The sequence below is a fragment of the Leptospira inadai serovar Lyme str. 10 genome (genome assembly GCF_000243675.2).
Lineage (GTDB): Bacteria > Spirochaetota > Leptospiria > Leptospirales > Leptospiraceae > Leptospira_B > Leptospira_B inadai.
In genome coordinates this window covers 732,899-755,389 of sequence record NZ_AHMM02000017.1, presented here as the reverse complement: position 1 = coordinate 755,389, position 22,491 = coordinate 732,899, and the positions used below count along the sequence as shown (strand labels likewise).

Sequence of the window (22,491 nt, the reverse complement as noted above, 5' to 3'; positions counted from 1 at the left end):
CCTATCCTCCGCATCCGAATTCGGTTTTGAAAACGGCCGGAATATTGCGCTCACACCATGAGGCGCGTGCCGCATTCCGGACAGAATTTAGCACCGACCAATTCGATTTTAAAACCGCATTGGTGACAGTATTTCTGCGCTGGAACCTGGTTTGAAGCGACCGGTTGCCGATCGATATCGACGTGTTTTCGCGTGCTCCATTCCTTGATTTCCCGATCCTGCTCTTCTAGTTCGTGCACTATCCCGGAGGAAATGGATTTGAATTCGGGATCGGTCAACTTGCCGGTATCGAATTCGATTTTCAAATCCTTTAAGTTTTCCAATAAGACTTCTCGCCTATTGACCAACTCCCGCCTTTCCGTTTCCAACTCCAGATCTTGGCCGGGCTTTGCAAATCGTACATATAAAAACGGAGCCAAAACCAAGGAGGAGAGAAGTATATAAAAGAAGATCAGTAGAAAATCCATTTACTTTTGCTTCTCCTCGATTTCGGAAAGATATTTATGAAAGGCCGCATCTTCGTTCGCATCCGTAGTCGAGATCGAGTTCGGTGCCATTCTTCTTTTTAAATAGAGAATGATTAGAAGAATGCCTAGCGCTCCCGTCATGGCAATGCTGACATCGATCCAGGTCGAATCCGGTTTTGCCAAAATATCCGGCCCGAATCCGTAGACGACGCTTTGTGCCATCCCGGTGTTTCCGGTTTCGATAAACTTGGCAATGACCGGATCCTTTACGGCATCCGGTCCGAACCCTTTCACCATTTTGTCCACGATCGTATCGGCGCTTTCGCCGCTGCGGATCCGATTTTCGATGAAGACCTTCAGTTTTGCCGAAACCGTACAATTATTAAACGAACAACTTTTTATGGCGATGGAAGGAATACAAATGCATCGAATCCGATTCGTCACGTCGTGAAACGTCCGAATTTCCTCCGGGCTCGTCAGATTCGTAAAAGTGGATTCCGCAAACAGGACTCCACCGAGTAAAAAAACGATCGGAATCGAAACGAGTCTCATAGCCGATTTTCTCCGATCGGTAGCAGTATCAAAAGTCCGGAGAGAAAGAACAGTAAAGAACCAGCCCAAATGAATTTTACCATAGGATTGATCCAAACTTCCAGGTTCGCGACGATTTGCCGGGGAAATCTAAGATACTGTTCCGACTTGATGTTCGAATCTCTCGTAAAAAAGAAGTTCATAAACAACCTAGGCAAATCCGGATTTTCGTCCGAAAGATCGGCGTGCTCGATCGCACCCAATTGTATATAAAGATCTTCTTTAGGAGTCGAAGCGATCGAAGGTTCGCTGGTAGGAATATGAGTTTCGAAATCTCCGCTCAGATGCGAAATTTGAGGATAGAACCTCCTTTCGGTTACCATCGTAGCGAATTCTTTTAGCTGCCGCTTTACCTCGAATGTCGCTTCATGGGACACGATGACGTTTCTATGACTGATTCCTTCCGAAGGATCCCCGTTGATGATCGGTTTGATTTTAAGGCTGCTTGCCGCTATGATATAATCGCCGAGCACGGCGGTATCTTGACTGGAGTAAACGATCTCGTTAGCGCGAGGGAGCTCCAGAAAATAAAAGAATTTAACGGAGGTATTCTGTTTGAATGCGTTTCCCGCAAGACCTATGAATAGGATGACCATCGAAAGATGGACTAGATATCCTCCGTAGCGTCTCTTATTCTTCAAGAGCATTCGTACGCCGGCCGTTAAATATCCCTCCTTGGGATAAGAAGCCTTACGGGCCATAATGCCTTTATGATATTCTTGAGCGATGCCCGCGATGGTAAATACGCCCAAGCCTATCGTAAGAACACTATACACTTCCCCTAGCACATCTCCTAGGCTATAATCGCTGATCGAATAATTGCGGGAATAATAGAATATATAAGCTCCGGCCCCGAGTATTCCCGCAATCAGAGGCTTAAATAGAGTCGTAAAAAATATTTTGTCGGCGCCTTTGCGCCAGGCTAAAAGGGGAGCGGAGCCCATTAATAAGAGTAATAAAATTCCGGAAGGAACTCCCCATGAATTGAACCAGGGCGCCTTGAATTCTCTCCCGTATAGAAGCGGGGAGAAAACGCCTAATAGGATCGATAATGTCGCGATGACTAACAAAAAATTATTCAGGAGAAAGCTTCCTTCTTTCGAAGTCATCGCTTCCAGATTCCGTTCCGGAACAAGCTTGCCTCTTCTGTAAATTAGGAATCCAATATATACCGAAAAGCTTAATCCTATGTATATAATGAAAGGGGTTCCGATCGTGGATTTTGAGAAGGAATGAGGTCCTTCCAATACTCCGCTTCGAGTGATCCATGTCCCGAGTAGGCAAAAGTGAAACGCTAGAATAATCAAAAACATATTCCAAAATTTTAACATTCCTCTACGTTCCTGGATGATCATGGAATGCAGGAAGGCCGTGGATAGTAGCCAGGGCATCAGACTGGCATTTTCGACCGGATCCCAGGCCCAATATCCTCCCCAGCCCAACTCTTCGTACGCCCATTTTGAACCCAGCAGGATTCCGGTTCCTAGAAAAAACCAGGAGAAAATACTCCAACGACGGACGAAACGAAACCAATTTTCCGAAAGCTTGCCGGTAATTAGCGCCGAGGTCGCGATCGAGAATGGAATCGCAAAGCTTACGTAACCCACGTATAAAATCGGAGGATGTATGATCATCGCCCAATGTTGTAGCAAAGGATTGAGACCTCTACCTGCGACTGCGGCGGGTTGAAATTCTCGGAAGGGTTGTGCATCGGGAAAGAAGATCGCAAGAAAGGAGAAAAAACAGGCAATTACGCTCAGGCTTAAATTCATCACCGGAACTCGATCATTCACAAGGTGCCGGGTTTGCCATAGTACGATAAAAGTGAAAAAGGAAAGGAGAAGATTCCAGAACAATAGCGACCCGGACGAACCCGACCAAACGGAAGTCATCTTGTAGAAGAGAGGTAAATGCTCGCTCGAATGCATTACAACATAATAATTATTCAGATCGGTACGGACAAGTTGGACGACTAACACGAGGAAGGCGAGTAAGACGACTCCAAAATTCGCCATTAAGGTATATCGACCTAATTCGATCCCATGCGGATCGTTCCGAAAAATTCCGTAGGAAGTCTGGACGATGGAGAAAATTAGAAGGGAAAAGGAGGTGATGAGGCAAAGCGCTCCGAAGTCGTTCATGATTTCCCGCTTAGTATTCTTCTGCGGAAGCTTCTTTATCGGAATATCCCGCTTCGTATTTGGAGGCGCATTTCGCTTCCACTCGATCCGCCACTAAGACTCCATTTTTCCAAACCCCGTCCACTCTTGCGCGGGTACCTTCTTTAAAGGCGTCCGGTAAAAGGGTCGCACCCGTAAAGAAAACCGGAACTTCCTGATCGTTAAGTTGAAGTACGAACTTGGCGGTTTTCCCTTCTCGAATCACCGTGCCTGGTTTGACGAATCCGCGAACCCTTAGTAGTTCGTCGGAATCATAATTGGACGGGTGAGCGGCGAGTTCGGAGGCGTCTAGGAGAATGTAAGAAGTCTCCTTAGAGGAAAAAAATGCGATGGCTCCCAATGAAAGAGCGATGGTTCCGGCGAGGATTACGAATTTTACGTTCATCTGTTCAAACTAAGTCTAGTCCTTAGACCAAGGAAACACCAGCCGGAGGGGAAGAAAAGTGGAAATACGATCTCTCGCCTCGTAAACGAGCAATCCGATCCTCTCTTTCCATACCGTGCTCGTAGTGGAGAGAGTGTGAGCCGAAGGAACGAAAGAATCGAGGGTCAAAACCTTGACTTGCGAAGAATAATCCGTGGGCCAGGGAATCACGTTTAGGCCGGTTTTTCCGAAAACACGGAGGGATCTTTCCATATGAAATGCGGAAGTGATTAAGATCATGGATTTCCAACCTCTTTTGCGAAAGATCTCGGCAGTAAACTCGGCATTTTCTTTGGTGTTGCGACTTTCACTTTCGAGTACTAACGCGGATTTAGGGACGCCTAAAGAATTTAGGAAGATCTCGGCAGCCTCGGATTCCTTTCGAGCTTGAAACAGTAGATGTCCCGACCCTCCCGTGAAAACGATTTTAGGTGCCTTATGTTCCCGATAAAGAATCACCGCATCGGTCATTCTTTCCGCCGCGGAACCCAATTGTGGTCGATCTCCATAAAGCGCTAAATTATCGATCGCTCCTCCGAGTACAACGATCGCATCAGCCGTCGGAAGAGTCTTGATTGCTACGGGTGGATGCTTTTCTTCCAAACCAGTCACTAACCATTGGGAGAAAGAATCGGTGGAACAGATCCATAAAACGATTAGGGGAAGACAAACCGAAAGTTTTTGCTTTTTCTTCGGTAAACGTAAGCCGGCGATAAATACCAAGAACAGACAAACGGGTAAGGGAAAAAGAAAGATTCCGGCAAGCTTGGAGAGAATAAAAAAAAGGGTATCCATTTCTACTCGAGTAGCTTGCCGCCTGCGGCCCAGTCTTCTCGAGAGACCTCGTCGATAACTATATAGGTCGATTCAGGTGGTTTAGCGGCCACCTTCCGTAACGTTTCCGTAAATTCCTTTACGATCGTTTGTTTTTGCTCCTTCGTTAAAGGACCGGCGACTTTTACGTTCACATAGGGCATAATCGAAACCTTCTCGTCGTATTTTGAATTTTTATTTCGAACAAGTATTCTGCAATGGATTTTTTTATTAAAACGGCAGATTCGTTCAAGTCGTATCCGTTCGATCAGACTATACTTCGATCATCTTCGTAAGGAGTCTTATTATGAGATTTGCAAAAGAAATGGTCTTTTATTCGGCCTATCACCAGGAAAAAAGGAATATTCTGATACACGTTTTAGGTGTTCCCACGATTACGTTTACGTTGTTTCTCGTGCTATGTAGATTTTCGCTGCTTTCGATCTGGGGTTTCGATATCACTGCTGCAACCGTATTTGCCGCGGTCGTACTGGCTTATTATTTCAGCCTGGATTTTATTTTCGCTTTAGCGTCTGCAGTCGTATTCGGGTCCTTACTCACGATCGCGCATTATTTGACCGCATCTTTGGAACCTTCGACCGCTTGGACGGTATTCGCAATAGCTCAGCTAATCGGTTGGGGAGCGCAGTTTTACGGGCATTTTATTTTCGAAAAGAGTCGCCCGGCCCTCTTCGATAACCTATTCCAAGCGGTGGTTTCCGCTCCGATCTTCGTCGTGGCGGACGTCTTTTTTGAATTAGGTTTTCGTAAAGATGTTCAGGAAGCGGTCCGCAAAGAGTTGGCGGCTCAAGGAAAGCTTAAGGATTTCCGTCCCGCGCATTAAATATCTCCCCTTTCGAAGAGCGAATCCGGAAGTCCTGATCGCTTCCGGATTTTGCTTAAACGCAGAACGTAACTTTAACCGAACTGTTCGATCCTAGAAATCGGGACGGTTGCACGCCGAACATTTTTTTGAAGGTTCTACTCAGATGAGCCTGATCGGCAAACCCCGCAGCATGTGCCGCCTCGGTTAAATTGCCTCCTTCCTTTAATAAGTGGGCGGCCTCTTGGAGACGGAGCCAAAGCTGGTATTGCCTAACGGGTAGTCCGAGTTGCTCTTTGAATAAGTGCATAAATCTCGTCTCGGAAAAACCGGATTCCTTAGCAAGTTCCGGAACCGACACGGAACCGGGAAGGGAAGCTTTCATTCTTTTAGTCGCGGAGAGTATTCTCGGATCCAAAGAGACTTTCGTCGGTTTTTCCGCTCCAACTGCGGAAAGAATATCCTCGAATAAGGATTTAGCCCGGGAACAATCCAGTTTTCCTTCCAATAATTTTCGACAATCGTCGATGAGATGGTTTAGATCGGAATCCGGTATTTCATGAATACCTGATTTTCCGAAACGGGCTGCGATCGGTGCATAGTCGGTGCTATGAGGATCGAATTGAACTACGATGATATCCGATTCCTGCGCAAGAAGAGTATGGTGAAAATTCGGAGCTAGCACGACCGCCTGATACGATTTCCTTTCACCGCTTTCCGTCTGAATGAAAAAAGGTAAGGAAATCGAGATCAAAATGGAAACGGCATAATGAGAGTGCGCGTCGGCGACTAGGCCGCGATTCGCGAATAAAATTCTCCCTTCGAAGTAAAAAAGAGCTCCCGTTTTGGCATCCGTCATCGAGGCGTTTCCATAGTAAGAATTCTTTGGATTCTATCCCAGGTCCGTTCCGGTTCTTCGAAAGGGAAGAAGTGAGTCGTGTCCTTCCAGATCTCGAGAGAGGATTCCGAATTTCCGTTAACGATTCTTTTTGCGGCTTTGGGCGTACAAACTTCGTATTTTTCGGGAATAGTGATATGAGTCGGAATTCTGATTTTTCCGTACTGATAAAGGCTGAAGAAATTAACCGAGTTGAATATTTTCGCCTCCACTTCCGGAGGACATCTTAAATATATTTTTCCGTTTTCCTGGCGAAAGCAGCTTTTAAGATAATCCTCGAAAATTTCCGAATTCCATTTCGAAAATGCCGCAGTCCTTCTGTAAGCTTTTCGAATCAAATCCAGGCTCGCAAATTCCCGTCTTCTTGCCAAGGCGCCTTTCGAGAGAGGATTCCCGAAAATCCAAGCATATAAAATAAACGGAAGGTTTAGGATGACCGGATCCATCGCGATAATTTTTCGAAAGCGGGAAGGACTATGATAGGAAGAAAGAAGAAGACTCGCGCCGCCTAAAGAATGACCGATTCCTACGGTATTTTTCAGATTTTCCACCTCGATCAAAGCGAGAATTTGATCTCGGAAAAAAAACCAACTCTTCCAATCTAGGCTGGGCTCCGATTCTCCATGGCCGCAAAAATCGAGAGCCAGCACCCGGAATTTTTTCGATAGCCTTTCTATATAATACGAGTAGCAAGCGGCACTATAACCGTTCGCATGTGCGATCAGGATGGGAGGAGCCTCTTTGGGTCCGGCGTCCAGATAGGAGAGAGAGAGTCCTCTAAAACGAAAGGATTTTCTATCTATTCGCGATTTGCCCTTGATCTTTCTCATACTTTCCTTTGGATGGACGCTGAAAGTCGGAACCGATCCCCCTCTCGCGTCTATGGAAGATTCTTCAACCTTCTTCTTACGGCATTCTAGGGAAAGAAAAATTGAACTTGGGAGATAGCAGAATGAAAGCAACGGTCGTGATCGTCTTCGTTGTGGCTTTATTTTTTAATGCTTTAGCCAATATACTCATTAAAGCGAGTTCCTTGGGAGATAAAACCGATGCCGTCCCCGGAATCGAAGGTCTGATTAAAAGTTTTTTGCACCCGGTATTTTTTACCGGAATAGCCTCTTTTGGAATAGCTCTACTCGGGTATCGGTGGGTTCTTGGAAAAGGATTAAAACTCTCGCTGGCTTATCCGGTGTTCACCTCGGCAGGATTCATCGTAGTTTTGCTGGCTTCTTTTTTCTTATTTAAAGAAAGATTAAATTGGTCTCAGTGGACCGGGATATTGTTGATTATCGCAGGTGTTTGGTTGACTGCCGGAGAAATGTTCGACTAAAATTTATTTACGCGAGAGCCTGTCTCGATAAATTGGAAATTAATTTCCTTATGCCAAAATTAATTTCCTTCCTTTTTCTTTTCTATTTTTGTATTTCTTGCTTCCATACGATCGATCGAAAGGACCCTACGGGGAGTTCCGCAAAATACGGAGCGTACGGCTTTTATGACGGCGATCCGATTCCCGATAAAATCGCCTATCTAACCTTCGACGACGGACCCTCGGATTGGACGGAGGGAATTTTAGACGTTCTAAAAGAGGAGAAAATCAAGGCTTCCTTTTTTATTTGCGGCGATTGGGCTCCGAAAGAAACCAGAATCAAAAACGGATTCAAGAAATATAAAGATGTTCTGATACGGATGCGGAAAGAAGGACACTCCGTGGGAAATCATACGATCGATCATCGCAATTTGCTTTCTCTATCCGACGAAAAAATCGCCAAGCAATTCGACGATAATCAGAGTATGTATGATCGCGAACTTGGAACAGAATCCGCTAGGATGACGCTTTTACGACCTCCCTTCGGCTCGCCTTTCAATCGTCCCGTTTCCGACCAGGCTAAGAAAAGAGTCGGATCTGTTCTCAAAAAAAAAGGGGTCGTCGTTATGTGGTCCAAGCATTTTGATTCCTCCGATTCCAAGGAATGGGTAAGGGGGGAATGGTACGAAAAAGGCCCTCGCATCAATCTGGACGACGAGAAATTTAAGGCGAAAATGAATCGCATTTACTTTCGATTGGTTCGAGGCGCGGACGGTAAAGGAATCATCGTTTTATTTCACGATACGCATCCGACAACGAAGGAAATTTTGACTTCGGTAATTCGGAAATTAAAATCGGAAGGATATGGATTCGGAACGATAGAGGACTATGTTCGCTGGAGATGGAATATGACTAGCGCGGAATTATCGGCTTCCGAGCGGGATTCGGAATAAATTTCGATTCCGAAAATGACTTTCCACTCGCGAAGTATATACTAAACAATGCCTCAGTCAAATCACGGAGACCGATAAAAATGAACAAAGGTCCACTTTCAGGCGTTAAGGTCGTTGATCTCAGTCTGCTTCTCCCAGGCCCTCTCTGCTCCATGTATTTGGGAGACATGGGCGCGGAGATCATTAAAATAGAAAACCCTCGCGCGATGGATGCCACCAGAGTTATGTTTAAGAAATCGAACGGAGCTCCTTCCTTATACTTGATGCTGAATCGAAATAAGAAAGCGATCACTCTCAACTTGAAGCGGGAGAAATCGAAGGAGATCCTATTCAAATTATTGGAGGACGCCGATATTTTGCTCGAAGGATTTCGTCCCGACGGTCTCGCAAAGATGGGACTCGGATACGAGGATTTAAAGGATCGATTTCCACGATTGATTTATTGCGGGATCTACGGTTATGGAGATTCGGGAGCCTACCGGGATTTTGCCGGCCATGATCTAAATTATCTTTCTCTATCCGGCGTATTATCCCAGACCGGAAAGAATCCCCAGGCTCCCGGTTTTCAATTGGCCGATATCGGCGGCGGAACTCTTACGGCACTCTCGTCTATTTTGGCCGCTTTGTATTACAGAGAAAAAACGGGTCGAGGTCAAAAAATCGCAGTCTCCATGATGGAAGCTTCCTTGCAATTTATCTCGCTTTACGGCGGGATTTATTCCGCAACCGGTGAGGATCCGGAAGGAGGAAACGAACTTCTTTCCGGCAAGCTTCCGAATTATAATACGTATAAGACGAAGGAAGGGAGATGGGTCGCTCTCGGCGCGTTGGAAGACATGTTTTTTAAGACATTTCTTCGACAATCCGGACTAGAAAAACACCTGGAGAAAATTCCGGCGGACGAGGCGCATTTCGAGGACTGGAAAAAAATATTAACCGAATATTTTGCTTCGAATACATTACAAGATTTGCAACCGATTTTCGAGAATCCGGATTCATGTCTTACTCCGGTTAAGACCTTGGACGAAGTCGCTAAGGATCCTGTACTCGTCGAAAAAGGGATGATTCTGGAGCGTAAACATCCGCTGTACGGAGATTATGTTCAGTTCGGTTCCCCGTTTTCTTTTTCGGAGAGCAAGGTAACCTATCGTCTCGAGCCGCCTGAGCACGGTCAGCATAACGTCGAAATTCTGAAAGAATTGGGATATTCCGAAGCGGATATCGAAGAGTTAAAGAAAGATAAAGTGATTTGATTTAAGAAATCGGAAAGTTTCCGATCTTACGGACAGTCGGCGATCGAGTCGAATAGAAATCGGATACGGTCGGAATGTCCCGATATGCATTAATAACAAAGACAGAAAATCGCCCTCGTAATATCGCAGCCTGCTCCGCTTGGAGCACTTTCCCCATTGATGGCATCATCCAGCCATACCGAAGAAGTTGAATCGGGAAATCCGATTCTCCCCGAAACTGCGGCGGAATTGGAGGTTCCGTTCGAACAACTATCCACGGAGGCATAACCGCCGGAAACCGTGGAAAAGCTCCACCAACCGCCACTGCTGCTATATTCAGGAATCGCGTTACGGATCGTATTCTGGATAGTTCCGCTCATTAGCGTGCCGCTATTGGAAGCTAGTATCGTTCCCTGACTTCCTAAAATGATTGCCGACCCGGGAACTGAAGTCAATAGATTCGCGATCGTATCCACACCGCTAAGCGAAATAAAGGCGACAACGGTAGAGCAATTATTTTTCCAAGGATATGTGCTTGCGCTCATGGAGCCGAAGCGAGCCGAACAAAGACCGTTTACGTTAGAACGAGATGTCACGTTACCGGCAATATTGGAAGTCGAATCGAACAGATACGCGGCTGACATTGTTATCGCGGATTGGGATACGTAAACGCTTTGGTTCCCGGCTTGATCGGCGACGATCACGTTAAAGTAATAAGTCGTATTCGCAAATAGTTGGTTTACGTTAATATTGGAAATGTTCGCTTGAACGGAACCGAATGGGGTTCCGTTGGTAAGCGTCGTCGATAAGGTAGTCATATTATTGCTCGTAGAATAATACGCTTGGTACGTCAGATTTGCGGGACTAGTAACATTATCGGTGCCGATTGTCCAGGAAACATTCACCTGGGCTTTAGAAGACGGAGAATATACACCGGAAGGAGTTGCGGTTATGATTCCTGATCCGCCTGGCACGGGAGGAATCGTGTCCAAGACCGGGGAGCTTGGAACGGCTGTTGGCTGCGTTCCGGAGTTCGAATTGCCTAATAAAACTCCAAATAATAATCCTACTGATCGAGAATCGTTCGAGCTTTCGACGGGAAAGAGTAGGGGCCTGAAAATAGGATTGGTAAAACAAGCTTCCAGGAAAAGGAAACAAGCGAAAATTAGAAAACCTATCGAGACGATCCGGAATGTAGGTATAGGTTGCCCGGATCGGAAAGGTGGAAGAAAGGATTTCGACCGCTCGTTCATCGTCAGTCTCGCTCCCTCGCCTAGTATCCGTCAGGCTATCTTTGCTGCTTATTCGGATATAGCATAGTCGGTTGAATTGCGAGCCGCTTTTTCCAGTTCGGATAGAAGTCTATAAAATATCAAGAATTTAATATGTCGAAATTTTTGAAAACCGCATAATCGCCGTTGGCTACTTTACAAATAAACAAAATGAGATAGGCAATGTAGCGCGGCTCTCCCTCATCGAAAGAAACAAGGTAGAGAATATAAATCGATTCCGACTTCGTATCGTAAAGTTTTTGCTTGCGAATAGAGCCTTGTTAAATAGCCTTTTGCCATAAAGGAAAACTTTAACATCGAATTTCCCGAAACGAAATTTAAGAGAAGTATTTTCGTTGTTATGCGAATTGGATCGACTTGGATTATTTTTCTTACTACCTTGATTTGGCTGACTTCTTGCACCTTAGAGAGGCGAATGAGTTCTAATCCTGAAAAACGAATCGTATTAGCGGCGGAGACTTCCTCTCGATGCAAGGTCCATTCGACTAAATCGCGTTGGGCGTTTCTTGGAGGCTTGGTCCCCGCCTGGCAGTCTCCGATATTCTTCGGCTTAATTCCGGCATTAAACTCGCCAATTCCGGAGCCTCCTCTTGGCCAGACGATCCGGGTCACCGAATCGGCACGTTGGCATGATTATACCGTAACGGTTCTGTTAGGCTGGCTGACCTCCCTTACGAAACGAACGATCATCGTGGAATTTTGCGAAGAGAATTTATATGCGAACCATTGGAATGATCGAGAGGAAAGCATAGATCAAAAGATACACCGAATGGCTATGACCGGTAAGGTCACGATTCAGCCGAGAAATGGAGAGACATTTCTCGCAAAGGTGATCGGCTTTGACTCGGAAACTATTTTCTTGGAGATTTCCGTGCCGGATCCTTCGGGAGCCGTGATCGATAAGGCGCATTTTAAAGACGGTTCTATCATGGAGGGTAGAGCGGTTACGCAAAACGATTTGGAAATAGTCATGGAGTTGAAGGGTAGCTCTCGTCAGAGCTATTCGAAATCTAAACTCAAGAAATTAGAACTTCGCGTTCCGGTCACAGTATTGGAAAAAAAAGCTCTCCCTAAGGCGGATATTCTCAAAATCATGTTCGAGGAAATCGAGTAAATCGAATATTGTCGGCACTTCGATCGGTCGGATTCCACTTGAGTTTTCTCTTTTCGGTCACGGTATTTATAGGACGGAGATGATAAAACAGAACGAACGTTCTGTATAAAATCATTGAATCCTAGGCCTCTATACGATAAAAATTTGCGTTTTAGTCGAATTCTGTCCCATTCTAGGCGATTTGAGCGGTTGTTTACAAAGGTTTTAGTTGATCTAATCGCCTATCCTCAAAAATTAGGAATAGAAACTCTCTTAAGAAGGGAACCGAATGTACCAGGAACTGACTGAGCAACAGATCGAAATTAGAGATACGATCCGCAATTTCGTAAAGAAAGAGATTACACACGAAGTAGCGATCCACTGGGACGAAGAGAATAAACACCCCGAAGAACTTATCAACAGAATGAGAACCGAGCTTGGTGTGAACGGCCTAACCATCCCGGAAGAATATGGCGGCTGGGGACTCGGATCCGTAGAACAATGCCTCGTGACCGAAGAACTTTCTCGGGGATGCCTCGGTATCAGCCTTTGCTTCGGTTATACCGGCTTGGGGATCCTACCGATTTTAAAAGGCGCGAGCCATGAACAGAAGAAAAAATGGCTTCAGCCTGTCATCGACGGAGAATACGGAGTATCCTTTTGTCTGTCGGAGCCGGGCGCAGGTTCGGATGTTCCAGGGATGAGCACAACCGCCGTTAAGAAAGGCGATAAATGGGTTATTAACGGAACCAAGCAATGGATTACCGGTGGCGGTAGTGCAGGCGCTTACACCGTATTCGCTTATACCGATAAGGGTCGTGGAACCCGCGGTGTTTCGTGTTTTTATGTGAAACGCGAAACTCCCGGTCTGATCGTAGGTAAGAAAGAAGATAAACTCGGAATTCGCGCATCGGATACACGACAAATTATCTTCGAAGATTGTGCGGTCGAAGAAGCGAATATGATCGGAAAAGAAAACCTAGGGTTTATTTACGCTCTTCAAACATTGAACGCGTCCCGTCCGTACGTCGCGGCCATGGGCGTCGGTGTTGCGCAAGCGGCTTTGGACCACGCATCCAAATATGCGCGCCAACGGGAACAGTTCGGATCCAAGATTTCCAGTTTCCAGGCAGTCCAACACATGTTGGCCGATATGTCGATCGGAGTCGAAACCGCTCGCCAAATCTGTTACTTGTCCGCCCGCATGTCGGATGCGGAGGACCCTCGTCTTCCAAAATACTCGGCGATTGCAAAAGCATACTGCTCGGAAACTGCGATGAAGGCTGCAATTGATGCGGTCCAAATCTACGGTGGATACGGATACACGAAAGAATATCCCGTCGAAAAGCTTATGCGCGACGCTAAAATTCTCTGTATCTTCGAGGGAACCACGCAGATACAGAAAAACGAGATCGCCGCGTATGTGATTCGCGAGGCTGCTTCCGCAAAATAATTCGCAGCGAAACAAGATCTAGAAGCGAAGAACGCCGGAGGAAAAATCTTCCGGCGTTTTTTTATCCGTTTTGGGATTTAGATAGTTTGGATCGGATTCGACTCAGGCTTACGGGCGTGATTCCCAAGTACGAAGCGATATGATATTGAGGTACCAACTCCTCGATTCCCGGATAATTCTTTTTTAGGGATTCATATCTTTCCTCGGCGGAAAGGGCCAATAGCTCGTATTCTCGTCTCGCTTTCTTTAGAAAGAGTAATTCCGCGGTCCTTCTTCCTAATCTTTCCCAAGCGATATTTTTTTCATAGAGCCGGGTATAATCGGAAAATTTAGCCACTCCCAACACGCAATCGGATATCGCCCGGATATTACATGTGGACGGGTGGCCGGATAGCAAATCGAAATAGGATCCGGTAAATTCTCCGGGAAAACAGAAACTCTTAATATACTCGTCGCCTTTTTCGGTTAGGTAATACTCGCGAAGTTGTCCCGAGAATACGAAAGCGAATTCAGTCGGAACCTTTCCTTGTTTGATGAAGAAATCGCCGTATCCGATCTTTCTTAGGGTATAAAGGCGGCCGGCTTCGTTCCAAATCGTTTTGGGAATTCCGGAAAGCTTATGGACCGCCTCGAAGATTCGATTCCATTCGGGAGTATCCTGATTAATTTTATCCGCGTCCATGATAGGATGACTCTATGCTAAAAGTCATCCTATCCATCTATTTTGTAATCTCAAAAAGTTTCGGATTAATACTTGATGGAATCTAGGAACGGAATCGCCGCCCGTAAAAAAGCGTTCGGATCTTCCGCAAAAGGAACATGCCCGGTTTTTAAGAATACGGCTTGGGAATTTTTTATTTCCCCGTTCAGCGTTTTACCCAGGCTCGGTTCTAAAACCGGATCCTCGGCTCCCCATATGATTAAGGTAGGCTGTTTGATTTCCCGTACTTTATCGCGGAGGTCATGTCCCGGTGCAAGAAAGCTCCGCCAGATCGCGGCATTCACTTCTTTCGCACCTTCTTGCGTTCCTTTTTCCCGAATTCTTTCCAGGATTTGATTCGTGTATTCGTTCCGAATTTTCAGATAATATTTCGGGAATGCGGTCCAGGAAAGTCCGGTAAACCAAAGGGTTCCCTTTAAATTCGTGAAGGTCCTCGTTTTGAAATCGGGGGCATTCATACCTCCCGTGTCCACTAAAATCAAACCCTTCACTAATTCCGGTTTTTCCAAGGCCATTTTTAAGGAGGCAAAACCTCCGACCGAGTTTCCTAGAAAGACCGCGCCCTCGGGTGCGAGTCGAACCGCTACTTCCTGTAAAACTTCGGCGATCGCCAATGCAGAGGCGGAAGAGGGAGGATTCGGATTGGAGGAGATCCCGTGTCCCGGCCAGTCCAAACAAATTACCCTGTACTTCGAAGTAAGCGCCGGGACGATCGCATCGAAATCCCTGTGGTCGTGGCCTGCGGAATGCAAAAGAAAGACCGTCTTACCCTTTCCTTTGATCCAATAGGCCACTTTACCGTATTTCGATTCGAAAAAGCCGCTGGGTTCGTCTTCCCGCGAATCTTGAGCATTAGAGCGTGTATTCATTACGGTTTCATTCACTCCGCAAAAAACGCCGAATAGAGTCAATCCTGCCATAAAAATAATCATCAACCTTAGTTTCATTCATTTATTCTAAAGCAGTTTATTGTGGATAGTCCAGCGGTTTCGGTATCCGGAAACCGAAACACGATTATCCTATGTTAACGATAATCCGGGAGAAATAAGAAATAAAACTCGGATCGGTTAATAAGCGAAGTCAGGAAATAACCCATCCGACCAATTTAGCGATCGGGGAAATCCATTTCGGAAGTGAGGCTTTCGGTGAATTCGGAAACAATAAAAACGATTCTATCGGAATCAGGGAGCCTTCCTTCGATAGTTTTTCCTTATCCTTAAAGGCGAGAAGTTTGTCGGGATTCAGCACGCTATAGATCCGCCATATTCCCTCCGATTCGATGAGAAAGTTCTGTAGAAATACGGGTTGGTCTTTATGATAGCCGACGATGGTCTCCGCCCCGTTTACGAAAGAGAAATAGAAACGTAAATTCTTGCGCAACCGATTGCGGCGAACTCGATTTAAGACGGATGCGACCCGCTCCCGGCCTAGGATCGGGATTCGAGCCGCATTGACTTTTCCTCCCCCGTCCGACCACATAACGATTTCTTCCTTTAAGAACGGAATGAGTTGATTCGGGTCGCTTTTGGAAGAAGCTAATAGAAAATTCCTCAAATGGAGTCTTCTAGTCTCCGGATCGGCCGAAAAACGTTTACGATCCGACTTTAACGCTTCTTTTGCTCTCTTGAAAATTTGACGGCAATTTTCTGGGCTTTTTCCCACGGCATCGGCGATAATCGAATAATCCAAATCGAAGGATTCGCGTAATAGGAATGTCGCGCGCTCTATTGGATTCAGTTTTTCTAATATATGTAAAAACGCCAAATCCAGAGTTTCCTCATCCGCCTGAATTTCCTGATCGAATGGAATAGGCGATAAAGGCTCCGGCAGCCACGGTCCGATGTATGTTTCCCTTTTTCGTTTGGACTTACGAAGGCTATCTAAAGATAGCCTAGTCGCGACGGTGGAAAGAAAAGCCTTCGGAGATCTTACGTTCGTCTTACCGGATTTTTCCCAACGAAGAAACGTTTCCTGGACTATATCCTCGGCTTCTACGACGCTTCCGGTCATTCGGTACGCGATGCCGAAGACTAGTTTTTTATTCTCAAGAAATTGTCCTAGTCGATCCATTTAACGTTCCGTCGCCATTTTGCCGGTATCGACGATTTCGATTTTTCTTGCACTTGGCCAGGCATAAAAGTCTAAGTATTTCTCGGCTTTTATGGACAGGATCGTGAATTTGCAAATCAATTCCTTGATTACCGCTCCGATTCTTCCCGTCCAAATTCTTCCGCTCGGGGCGTCCTCCCGATTTACGGTCTGGATCAATCCCGCGTTCCTGCCTAGGCTCACGCAACGAATCACATATCCCATTGAAAACGGATTTTGGCCCATCTTGCTCGGGTTTCCCGTCAAATAGGAGATCCTCTCCGCTAAGTAAATTCCCATCGGTAGGGCGGTCGCACAAGACATTCTTAATGAAGAATATTCTTTTTCCATTATTTTGATGCAGTCGCCCGCTCCCAATATCGAAGGATGGTTTCCGCATTGAAACGTGCCATCGACTATGATCTGATCGATGGAATTTACTTTGAGTCCGGAATTTTTGCCTAGATCGGAAGCGACTAATCCCGCCGAAAGTAGGCAATAATCGTGGGGAATTTTATCCCCGTCTTCGGTCAAAATCGAATCCACGGAAATATTTGCGGCTCGTTTGTTTTGTAAAACGGTGACTCCGAGCCGCTTTAAGATTCGAAGCATATATTCGATCGCTTCGGAATTGAAATTTTTTCCGATGGTCCCGGACTCCAAGAGCGTAATTTTTGCATGGGGAAATCCTTCCGCCAATTCCGACGCGGTTTCGATTCCGGTTAATCCTCCGCCGACGACCGTGATCTTACGGAACGGAGATTGTAGGAGCGCCGAATTGATTCTTTTACAATCGTCCGCATTTGCCACGGACAAAATCGTCTCCGGCATCTCTTCGATCTGCGCGGGCTTCATTCCGACAGTGTATCCGAGAAAATCGTAGGAGAGTGACTCATTATCTAGAAACCGTATTCTCTTTTCCGAGGGGAGAATACGGTCTACGACGCCGATCTTCAGTTCCACTTTTTTGTGGAGAAGATTTCGAATCGGATAGGACTTGGATTTTGTTCCGGCAATTTCTTGATGATTTCTGATCTTCTCCAAGAAGAAATCATTCGCAGTAACAAGAATGATTCGTAACGAAGAATTTTTTCTGGCTAAACGATTTGCCGCAATGATACCCGCGTATCCTCCGCCGACGATGACGATCGTTTTCTTTTCCATTAGAAAGCTCCTTATAAGGAAAGACGACGGTTCGTTCATTTTGTGACAAAGAGGAGCCGCTCACTAAGATTTTCTCTTTCCGGGACGAGGTTAGAATTATTCTAAAGATTGACATTCGCCGAATTTACCGGAAGCTGGGTACTAGGGCACGATATGATTCGATTTTTAACAATTTTGTCCCTTTTACTTTCGACGCTTTTTATCGGGTCCTGCAAAGAACGTAAGCCGATTTCCGAACTCCAAGCTTTCGTAGTAAAGAACGTAATTCATCCTAGCAATAATCCTTATAATAAGGATAAGGTCGAGCTGGGCAAAATGCTTTATTTCGATAAGAGATTATCCCTAAGACAGGATTATAGTTGCGCGACGTATCGAAACTTCGAATTTCAAACTAGCGGGGCTCCGAGAAATAAGATTCATAATAATATCGGTCAAACTCTGACTAACGTCGCCTTATACAAGGACGTGTTCAAGGATCCGGAGACGAGGGATTTGGAAAACGTGGTCAAAGAAAGGGTTTATTTCGATATAATGTCCAAAAACGAAAAGGCGATCATACAAAGACTTTCCGCCGTTCCTGAATATAAAGAAATGTTTAATAAGGCGTTCGGAAGTTCCGAAATTACGGTCGATAAAATCGTTTTTGCTCTTTCCGCGTTTCAACGGACCATCTTGAGTCGGAATTCGAATTTTGATCGATTTGTGATGGGGGAGGAAGCGGCCTTGACTCCCGCGCAAAAACGAGGATGGGACGTTTTTCAAAATAAGGCGAAATGCGTGCAATGTCACCAAGGTCCGAACTTTTCGGATTCGGAAATGCATACGTCCGGGTTGCCCGGCGTTAAGGATAAGGTTCGCACTCCCTCGCTGCGTGATGTGACTCGCAGAAAGACCTTTATGCATAACGGCCAATTCGATTCTATCGAAGAAACCGTGAATCATTTTGCGGATGGCGGGCACGCGAACGCTATATTCGATCCGCTCTTAAAACCCACTCGTCTTTCGGAGGAAGAAAAACGGGATCTTATAGAATTTTTAAGGTCCCTGGAAGGGGAAACGATTCCTCTCGAAATTCCGAATATTCCTAAAGCTTGATATACAAATCCCTTCGGAAAAGATTTTGCGAACTTATATTTTCCGAGCGTAAAAGGATTTTACTTGGTTTTGTCGTTTTCTAGGTCGAGTTTCGAAAGTTCTTCGATTAACTTGGCCACGTCCACTCCGAATTTTTCGAAAATGTAATTTTTGGCTAGATCGTAGCGAATGAGGTCCACGTTGAAATTAATTTTTGCCTGGGCCACTAAAAGCTCGGATTGAATCAGGTTATCCAACGCTAATTTTACCACGACTGCGGTAAATCGACCTTGGCTATAGCGTTGTTGAACGCCCTTATAATATTTCTCGGCTTCGTCTCTCCGACGAGTCGCAGAATCCAATAACTCTCTGCCGGCCATGATCGACGCGTATCGGTTATCCAGCTCCTCTCGAATCTGCTTCTTTAATTCCTCTTCTTGTTTTGCGAGTATTTCGATTTGGGCTTTCGCGTCCCGAATGTCCGTCTTAATTCCCACGTCGAATAAGGGGTAGGATAGGCTGAACCCTGCGTTCATTTCCGGGTATTTAAAGGACATGATTCCGGTTTCGGGGTTTACGAAGTTCGCCTGCGGATTTAAAAAAGTTTGCCCTTTCGTGGAATAACTTCCGCTGATTTTGAAGGACGGCATATCCTCCGCTTCCTTGATCCGAAGCTGAATGTCCGCGACTTCCCTCTGTCTTCTTAAATTTTTAAGATCGATCCGGTTTTTGAGTGCGTATTGATAATCTTTTTCCGGATCCATATTATCGGGAATTTGCTCATGTAGATCGGTAATCCCCGCAATTTTAGAAGAAGGGTCCGCATTCAGAACACGAACCAGGTTCCTTTCGGCATCGTTTCTCGCAAGTCTGGCACTATCCAAACTATTTTGGGTCTGCGATAGTGCGGAATTCCATTGGTTTAACTCAAAGGATTCGGAAAGTCCTAAACCGGCTTTCCGAGCCGTAATATCACGGATGGCCCTCGTATTTTTTTCGAGTCTTTCGAATGTGGAAACCTGGGAATCGTAAACGCTTAAGCTCCAATAATCGACTAGAGTTTTAACTACAAGCTGAGCCAGTGTATTGATGAGGCTGTCCCGTTGAATGATCGCATTCTGTTTTAAAACCTTTTGACGATCCTTCTCCGTTCTTCCGAAGCTATATTTTAAGAGTTCTTGGCTGAGGGTTGCAGTCAGCGCGCTTGTATATTGGGGAGGCGCCGCGAGCAAAGGACCCAAGGCTCCCAACGGAGCCGCCGAGGCGGGAGATTCCAAGGCGTTGGTATCGAAACGAACGTTGCTGACTTCGAGCGTAAAGTAGGTTTGGGTCTCGAACTGCTTTTGAATTCCGATCGCCATCCTATCATTCGATATTTTCGTTCCGGAAATAATGTTGTTTCGGTTGGAAGGCAATCCGGTTTTAGTTGTAGCGAACGAGGCTACAAGTGTCCAAGCAAACTGAGACTGATTTTTTAAGTCTGCGGAGTCCGCTTTAATATATTCCATTTTAGCGTTTTTAACCGTAATATTATTTGCAAGGACGTAATTGACGGCGTCTCTTAACGATAAATGGAATACGGGTTTATTCTCGACAAGTGATTCCGATTGTTGTGCGAAAATGGAACTAGGCAAAGTCAATGCTCCGGCCAAAAATAGCCGGAGATAGATTTTCCTTAAAAAAGGAACGACTAAGGGCCTTTGCATACGTTCGGTAATCTTCCTACGGAGCATGGTTTTAGGCTCGGAAGAATTTGCCAAATCGAAAACATTGAGAGAAAAGTCTAATACAGCGGAAATAAATGGACACAACTCCAAAGAAACAAAACCGACTCGCGTCCGAAAAGAGTCCGTATCTACTTCAACATGCGATGAACCCTGTGGACTGGTTTCCTTGGGCTAAGGAAGCTTTTCTTAAAGCGAAGGAGGAAGATAAAATGATTTTCCTCTCGATAGGGTACGCAACGTGTCACTGGTGTCACGTGATGGAGAAGGAATCGTTCGAAGACGAGGCAACTGCCGCGGTCTTGAATCAATATTTCGTTTCCATTAAGGTCGATCGGGAAGAAAGGCCTGACGTGGACCGAATTTACATGGACGCTTTGCATGCTATGAATCAGCAAGGCGGCTGGCCCTTGAATATGTTTTTGACTTCGGAAGGGAAGCCGATTACCGGAGGGACTTATTTTCCCCCGGTCGCTAAATACGGTCGTAAAAGCTTTACGGACATTTTGAATATTCTGGCGACGCTTTGGAAAGAGAAAAAGGAAGAACTAATAGACGCTTCGGAAGAGCTTGCCCAATACTTAAAAGAATCCGAAGAATCTAAAGCGTTAAGCGAACAAAGCGCGTTGCAGTTGCCTTCCAAGACGGTTTTCGAAAATGCATTCGGAATGTACGATCGATTTTACGATCCCGAATTCGCAGGTTTCAAATCGAATGTCACTAATAAATTTCCTCCCAGCATGGGGCTGTCCTTTCTATTAAGATTTTATAAATCCACCGGAGAGCCGAAGGCTTTGGAAATGGTGGAGGAAACTCTTGTCGCAATGAAGAAGGGCGGAATTTACGATCAAATCGGGGGTGGAATCAGCAGATATTCCACCGATCATAAATGGTTGGTTCCGCACTTCGAAAAAATGCTCTATGATAATTCCTTATTCTTGGAGGCGTTGGTCGAATGTTTTCAGACTACCGGCCATCTAAAGTATAAGGAAGCGGCCTACGACGTATTGGAATATATTTCCCGCGATATGAGATTGCAGGGCGGAGGAATTGCCAGCGCCGAGGATGCGGATTCGGAAGGCGAGGAGGGTTTGTTTTATCTCTGGAAAAGAAACGAATTTCACGAGGTATGCGATTCCGATGCCATTCTCCTGGAGGCATTTTGGAACGTTACGGAGATCGGAAATTTCGAAGGAAGTAATATATTACACGAGAGCTTTCGGACGAATTTTGCAAGATTGCACGGGTTAGAAGAGGAGGAATTAATCGAAATCGTTAACCGAAATAAGAAAAAATTGTTAGCGCGCAGGTCGGATCGAATTCGCCCGTTACGCGACGATAAGGTTTTACTTTCCTGGAATTGTTTATATGTAAAGGCTGCGACGAAAGCCGCAATGGCGTTCGGCGACGGAGAATTATTACGACTGGCCGAAGAGACGTTTCGATTTATTGAAAATAATTTAGTTCGGGAAGATGGACGGTTATTGAGACGATTTAGGGAGGGTGAGGCTAGGTTTCTCGCGTACAGCGGAGATTATGCCGAATTTATTCTGGCGTCTCTCTGGTTGTTTCAGGCGGGAAAAGGGATTCGCTATTTGACTCTCGCTATTCGATACGCCGAGGAAGCAGTGAGATTATTTCGCTCGCCTGCCGGAGTATTTTTCGATACCGGCTCCGACGCCGAGGATCTCTTACGCAGAAATGTGGAGGGTTACGACGGAGTGGAACCTTCGGCCAACAGTTCGTTTGCCCTAGCGTTTACGATTCTCTCTAGATTGGGAGTCGAGTCGGGTCGGTACTCCGATTTTGCCGACGCTATATTCTCTTATTTTAAAGTAGAATTGGAAACTCATCCGATGAACTATCCTTATATGCTTTCCGCGTATTGGCTCAAAAATTCCGACTCGAAAGAATTGGCGGTCGTATACTCGACTCAGGAGGATTTATTTCCGATATGGCAAGGAATAGGAGCTATGTTTTTACCTGAAACGGTATTTGCTTGGGCGACCGATAAGGAAGCCGAGGAAGCCGGAGAAAAGATCCTTTTATTGAAAAATCGCAAGTCCGGCGGAAGCGTAAAGGCGTACTTCTGCCAAGGATTCCGATGCGATCTGCCCGTGTCGGATTGGAATTCTCTCCGGGCAATATTGAATTAGAGTTCGCGGGCGGAAAATCGGAGAGATCGATTCGAA

General features: G+C 45.7%; 23 protein-coding genes. 9 read left to right on the top strand and 14 right to left on the bottom strand.

Going from position 1 to position 22,491, the window contains the following annotated elements; genetic code table 11:
* Positions 1 to 50: 50 nt before the first annotated feature.
* From LEP1GSC047_RS12810 to LEP1GSC047_RS12785, 6 genes are read right to left on the bottom strand one after another with little or no spacing between them, the layout of a single operon-like run.
* Positions 51 to 467 (bottom strand): zinc ribbon domain-containing protein, encoded by a 417-nt coding sequence (locus LEP1GSC047_RS12810; protein ID WP_010414133.1) that lies wholly within the window; start codon positions 465 to 467, stop codon positions 51 to 53.
* Complete coding sequence (locus tag LEP1GSC047_RS12805; RefSeq protein ID WP_010414130.1) at positions 468 to 1,019, bottom strand: cytochrome c-type biogenesis protein CcmH; 552 nt, start codon at positions 1,017 to 1,019, stop codon at positions 468 to 470. It lies immediately after the preceding gene.
* Positions 1,016 to 3,199, bottom strand: coding sequence for a heme lyase CcmF/NrfE family subunit (locus LEP1GSC047_RS12800; RefSeq protein WP_010414128.1), 2,184 nt, complete (start codon positions 3,197 to 3,199; stop codon positions 1,016 to 1,018). The genes LEP1GSC047_RS12805 and LEP1GSC047_RS12800 overlap by 4 nt, the downstream gene beginning before the upstream one ends.
* Positions 3,200 to 3,209: 10 nt before the next feature.
* Positions 3,210 to 3,623: a cytochrome c maturation protein CcmE domain-containing protein gene (locus LEP1GSC047_RS12795; protein ID WP_010414125.1), complete on the bottom strand. Its 414-nt coding sequence runs from the start codon at positions 3,621 to 3,623 to the stop codon at positions 3,210 to 3,212.
* Positions 3,624 to 3,638: 15 nt separating this feature from the next.
* Entirely contained in the window at positions 3,639 to 4,457 is an 819-nt protein-coding gene (locus tag LEP1GSC047_RS12790) for a YdcF family protein (RefSeq protein ID WP_010414124.1), read from the bottom strand.
* A gap of 2 nt (positions 4,458 to 4,459) precedes the next feature.
* Positions 4,460 to 4,639, bottom strand: a complete 180-nt coding sequence (locus tag LEP1GSC047_RS12785; protein ID WP_010414122.1) for a tautomerase family protein — start codon at positions 4,637 to 4,639, stop codon at positions 4,460 to 4,462.
* Between the two features lie 143 nt (positions 4,640 to 4,782).
* On the opposite strand from LEP1GSC047_RS12785, the gene LEP1GSC047_RS12780 reads away from it, so the two are divergent.
* Complete coding sequence (locus tag LEP1GSC047_RS12780; RefSeq protein WP_010414121.1) at positions 4,783 to 5,319, top strand: Mpo1 family 2-hydroxy fatty acid dioxygenase; 537 nt, start codon at positions 4,783 to 4,785, stop codon at positions 5,317 to 5,319.
* A 55-nt stretch (positions 5,320 to 5,374) separates the two neighbouring features.
* On the opposite strand, the gene LEP1GSC047_RS12775 is transcribed toward LEP1GSC047_RS12780, so the two are convergent.
* The gene (locus LEP1GSC047_RS12775) at positions 5,375 to 6,157 is read right to left on the bottom strand and encodes a helix-turn-helix domain-containing protein (RefSeq protein WP_010414118.1); all 783 of its coding nucleotides are present in this window, start codon (positions 6,155 to 6,157) and stop codon (positions 5,375 to 5,377) included.
* Positions 6,154 to 7,026 (bottom strand): alpha/beta fold hydrolase, encoded by an 873-nt coding sequence (locus LEP1GSC047_RS12770; protein ID WP_010414116.1) that lies wholly within the window; start codon positions 7,024 to 7,026, stop codon positions 6,154 to 6,156. The genes LEP1GSC047_RS12775 and LEP1GSC047_RS12770 overlap by 4 nt, the downstream gene beginning before the upstream one ends.
* A 122-nt stretch (positions 7,027 to 7,148) precedes the next feature.
* Between LEP1GSC047_RS12770 and LEP1GSC047_RS12765 the strand changes: the two genes are divergently transcribed.
* The 3 genes from LEP1GSC047_RS12765 to LEP1GSC047_RS12755 all read left to right on the top strand — a co-directional run bounded on the left by LEP1GSC047_RS12765 (position 7,149) and on the right by LEP1GSC047_RS12755 (position 9,711).
* On the top strand, positions 7,149 to 7,526 hold the full coding sequence (locus tag LEP1GSC047_RS12765) for an SMR family transporter (protein WP_010414115.1): 378 nt from the start codon (positions 7,149 to 7,151) through the stop codon (positions 7,524 to 7,526).
* Positions 7,527 to 7,576: 50 nt separating this feature from the next.
* A complete protein-coding gene (locus LEP1GSC047_RS12760; RefSeq protein ID WP_020988669.1) occupies positions 7,577 to 8,458 on the top strand; it encodes a polysaccharide deacetylase family protein in 882 nt (293 codons plus the stop codon).
* Between the two features lie 80 nt (positions 8,459 to 8,538).
* Complete coding sequence (locus LEP1GSC047_RS12755; protein WP_020988697.1) at positions 8,539 to 9,711, top strand: CaiB/BaiF CoA transferase family protein; 1,173 nt, start codon at positions 8,539 to 8,541, stop codon at positions 9,709 to 9,711.
* 89 nt (positions 9,712 to 9,800) lie between these two features.
* Here the strand turns inward: LEP1GSC047_RS12755 and LEP1GSC047_RS12750 are convergent, their stop codons facing one another.
* Positions 9,801 to 10,508, bottom strand: a complete 708-nt coding sequence (locus LEP1GSC047_RS12750; RefSeq protein WP_020988744.1) for a hypothetical protein — start codon at positions 10,506 to 10,508, stop codon at positions 9,801 to 9,803.
* A 61-nt stretch (positions 10,509 to 10,569) separates the two neighbouring features.
* Here LEP1GSC047_RS12750 and LEP1GSC047_RS12745 point away from each other — a divergent pair, with 61 nt between their 5' ends.
* The 3 genes from LEP1GSC047_RS12745 (at position 10,570) to LEP1GSC047_RS12735 (ending at position 13,528) form a co-directional block, all read left to right on the top strand.
* Positions 10,570 to 11,010 carry a hypothetical protein gene (locus tag LEP1GSC047_RS12745; protein ID WP_010414105.1) on the top strand — a complete coding sequence of 147 codons (441 nt, stop codon included), beginning with the start codon at positions 10,570 to 10,572 and terminating at the stop codon, positions 11,008 to 11,010.
* 312 nt (positions 11,011 to 11,322) lie between these two features.
* Positions 11,323 to 12,096, top strand: coding sequence for an LIC_13076 family protein (locus tag LEP1GSC047_RS12740; RefSeq protein WP_039934731.1), 774 nt, complete (start codon positions 11,323 to 11,325; stop codon positions 12,094 to 12,096).
* 268 nt (positions 12,097 to 12,364) lie between these two features.
* On the top strand, positions 12,365 to 13,528 hold the full coding sequence (locus LEP1GSC047_RS12735; RefSeq protein WP_010414100.1) for an acyl-CoA dehydrogenase family protein: 1,164 nt from the start codon (positions 12,365 to 12,367) through the stop codon (positions 13,526 to 13,528).
* A gap of 61 nt (positions 13,529 to 13,589) precedes the next feature.
* Here LEP1GSC047_RS12735 and LEP1GSC047_RS12730 read toward each other — a convergent pair whose 3' ends face one another.
* From LEP1GSC047_RS12730 to LEP1GSC047_RS12715, 4 genes are all read right to left on the bottom strand, one after another.
* The gene (locus tag LEP1GSC047_RS12730; RefSeq protein WP_010414098.1) at positions 13,590 to 14,210 is read right to left on the bottom strand and encodes a Crp/Fnr family transcriptional regulator; all 621 of its coding nucleotides are present in this window, start codon (positions 14,208 to 14,210) and stop codon (positions 13,590 to 13,592) included.
* A 65-nt stretch (positions 14,211 to 14,275) separates the two neighbouring features.
* Positions 14,276 to 15,196, bottom strand: a complete 921-nt coding sequence (locus LEP1GSC047_RS12725) for an alpha/beta fold hydrolase (protein ID WP_010414096.1) — start codon at positions 15,194 to 15,196, stop codon at positions 14,276 to 14,278.
* 133 nt (positions 15,197 to 15,329) lie between these two features.
* Complete coding sequence (locus tag LEP1GSC047_RS12720; protein ID WP_010414094.1) at positions 15,330 to 16,319, bottom strand: sigma-70 family RNA polymerase sigma factor; 990 nt, start codon at positions 16,317 to 16,319, stop codon at positions 15,330 to 15,332.
* A complete protein-coding gene (locus LEP1GSC047_RS12715) occupies positions 16,320 to 17,501 on the bottom strand; it encodes an NAD(P)/FAD-dependent oxidoreductase (RefSeq protein ID WP_010414093.1) in 1,182 nt (393 codons plus the stop codon).
* A 153-nt stretch (positions 17,502 to 17,654) separates the two neighbouring features.
* Here LEP1GSC047_RS12715 and LEP1GSC047_RS12710 point away from each other — a divergent pair, with 153 nt between their 5' ends.
* Positions 17,655 to 18,596 carry a cytochrome-c peroxidase gene (locus LEP1GSC047_RS12710; RefSeq protein ID WP_010414091.1) on the top strand — a complete coding sequence of 314 codons (942 nt, stop codon included), beginning with the start codon at positions 17,655 to 17,657 and terminating at the stop codon, positions 18,594 to 18,596.
* A gap of 59 nt (positions 18,597 to 18,655) precedes the next feature.
* Here LEP1GSC047_RS12710 and LEP1GSC047_RS12705 read toward each other — a convergent pair whose 3' ends face one another.
* Positions 18,656 to 20,281, bottom strand: a complete 1,626-nt coding sequence (locus tag LEP1GSC047_RS12705) for a TolC family protein (protein ID WP_010414089.1) — start codon at positions 20,279 to 20,281, stop codon at positions 18,656 to 18,658.
* A gap of 95 nt (positions 20,282 to 20,376) precedes the next feature.
* Here LEP1GSC047_RS12705 and LEP1GSC047_RS12700 point away from each other — a divergent pair, with 95 nt between their 5' ends.
* Positions 20,377 to 22,455, top strand: a complete 2,079-nt coding sequence (locus tag LEP1GSC047_RS12700) for a thioredoxin domain-containing protein (RefSeq protein WP_010414087.1) — start codon at positions 20,377 to 20,379, stop codon at positions 22,453 to 22,455.
* Positions 22,456 to 22,491 lie beyond the last annotated feature (36 nt).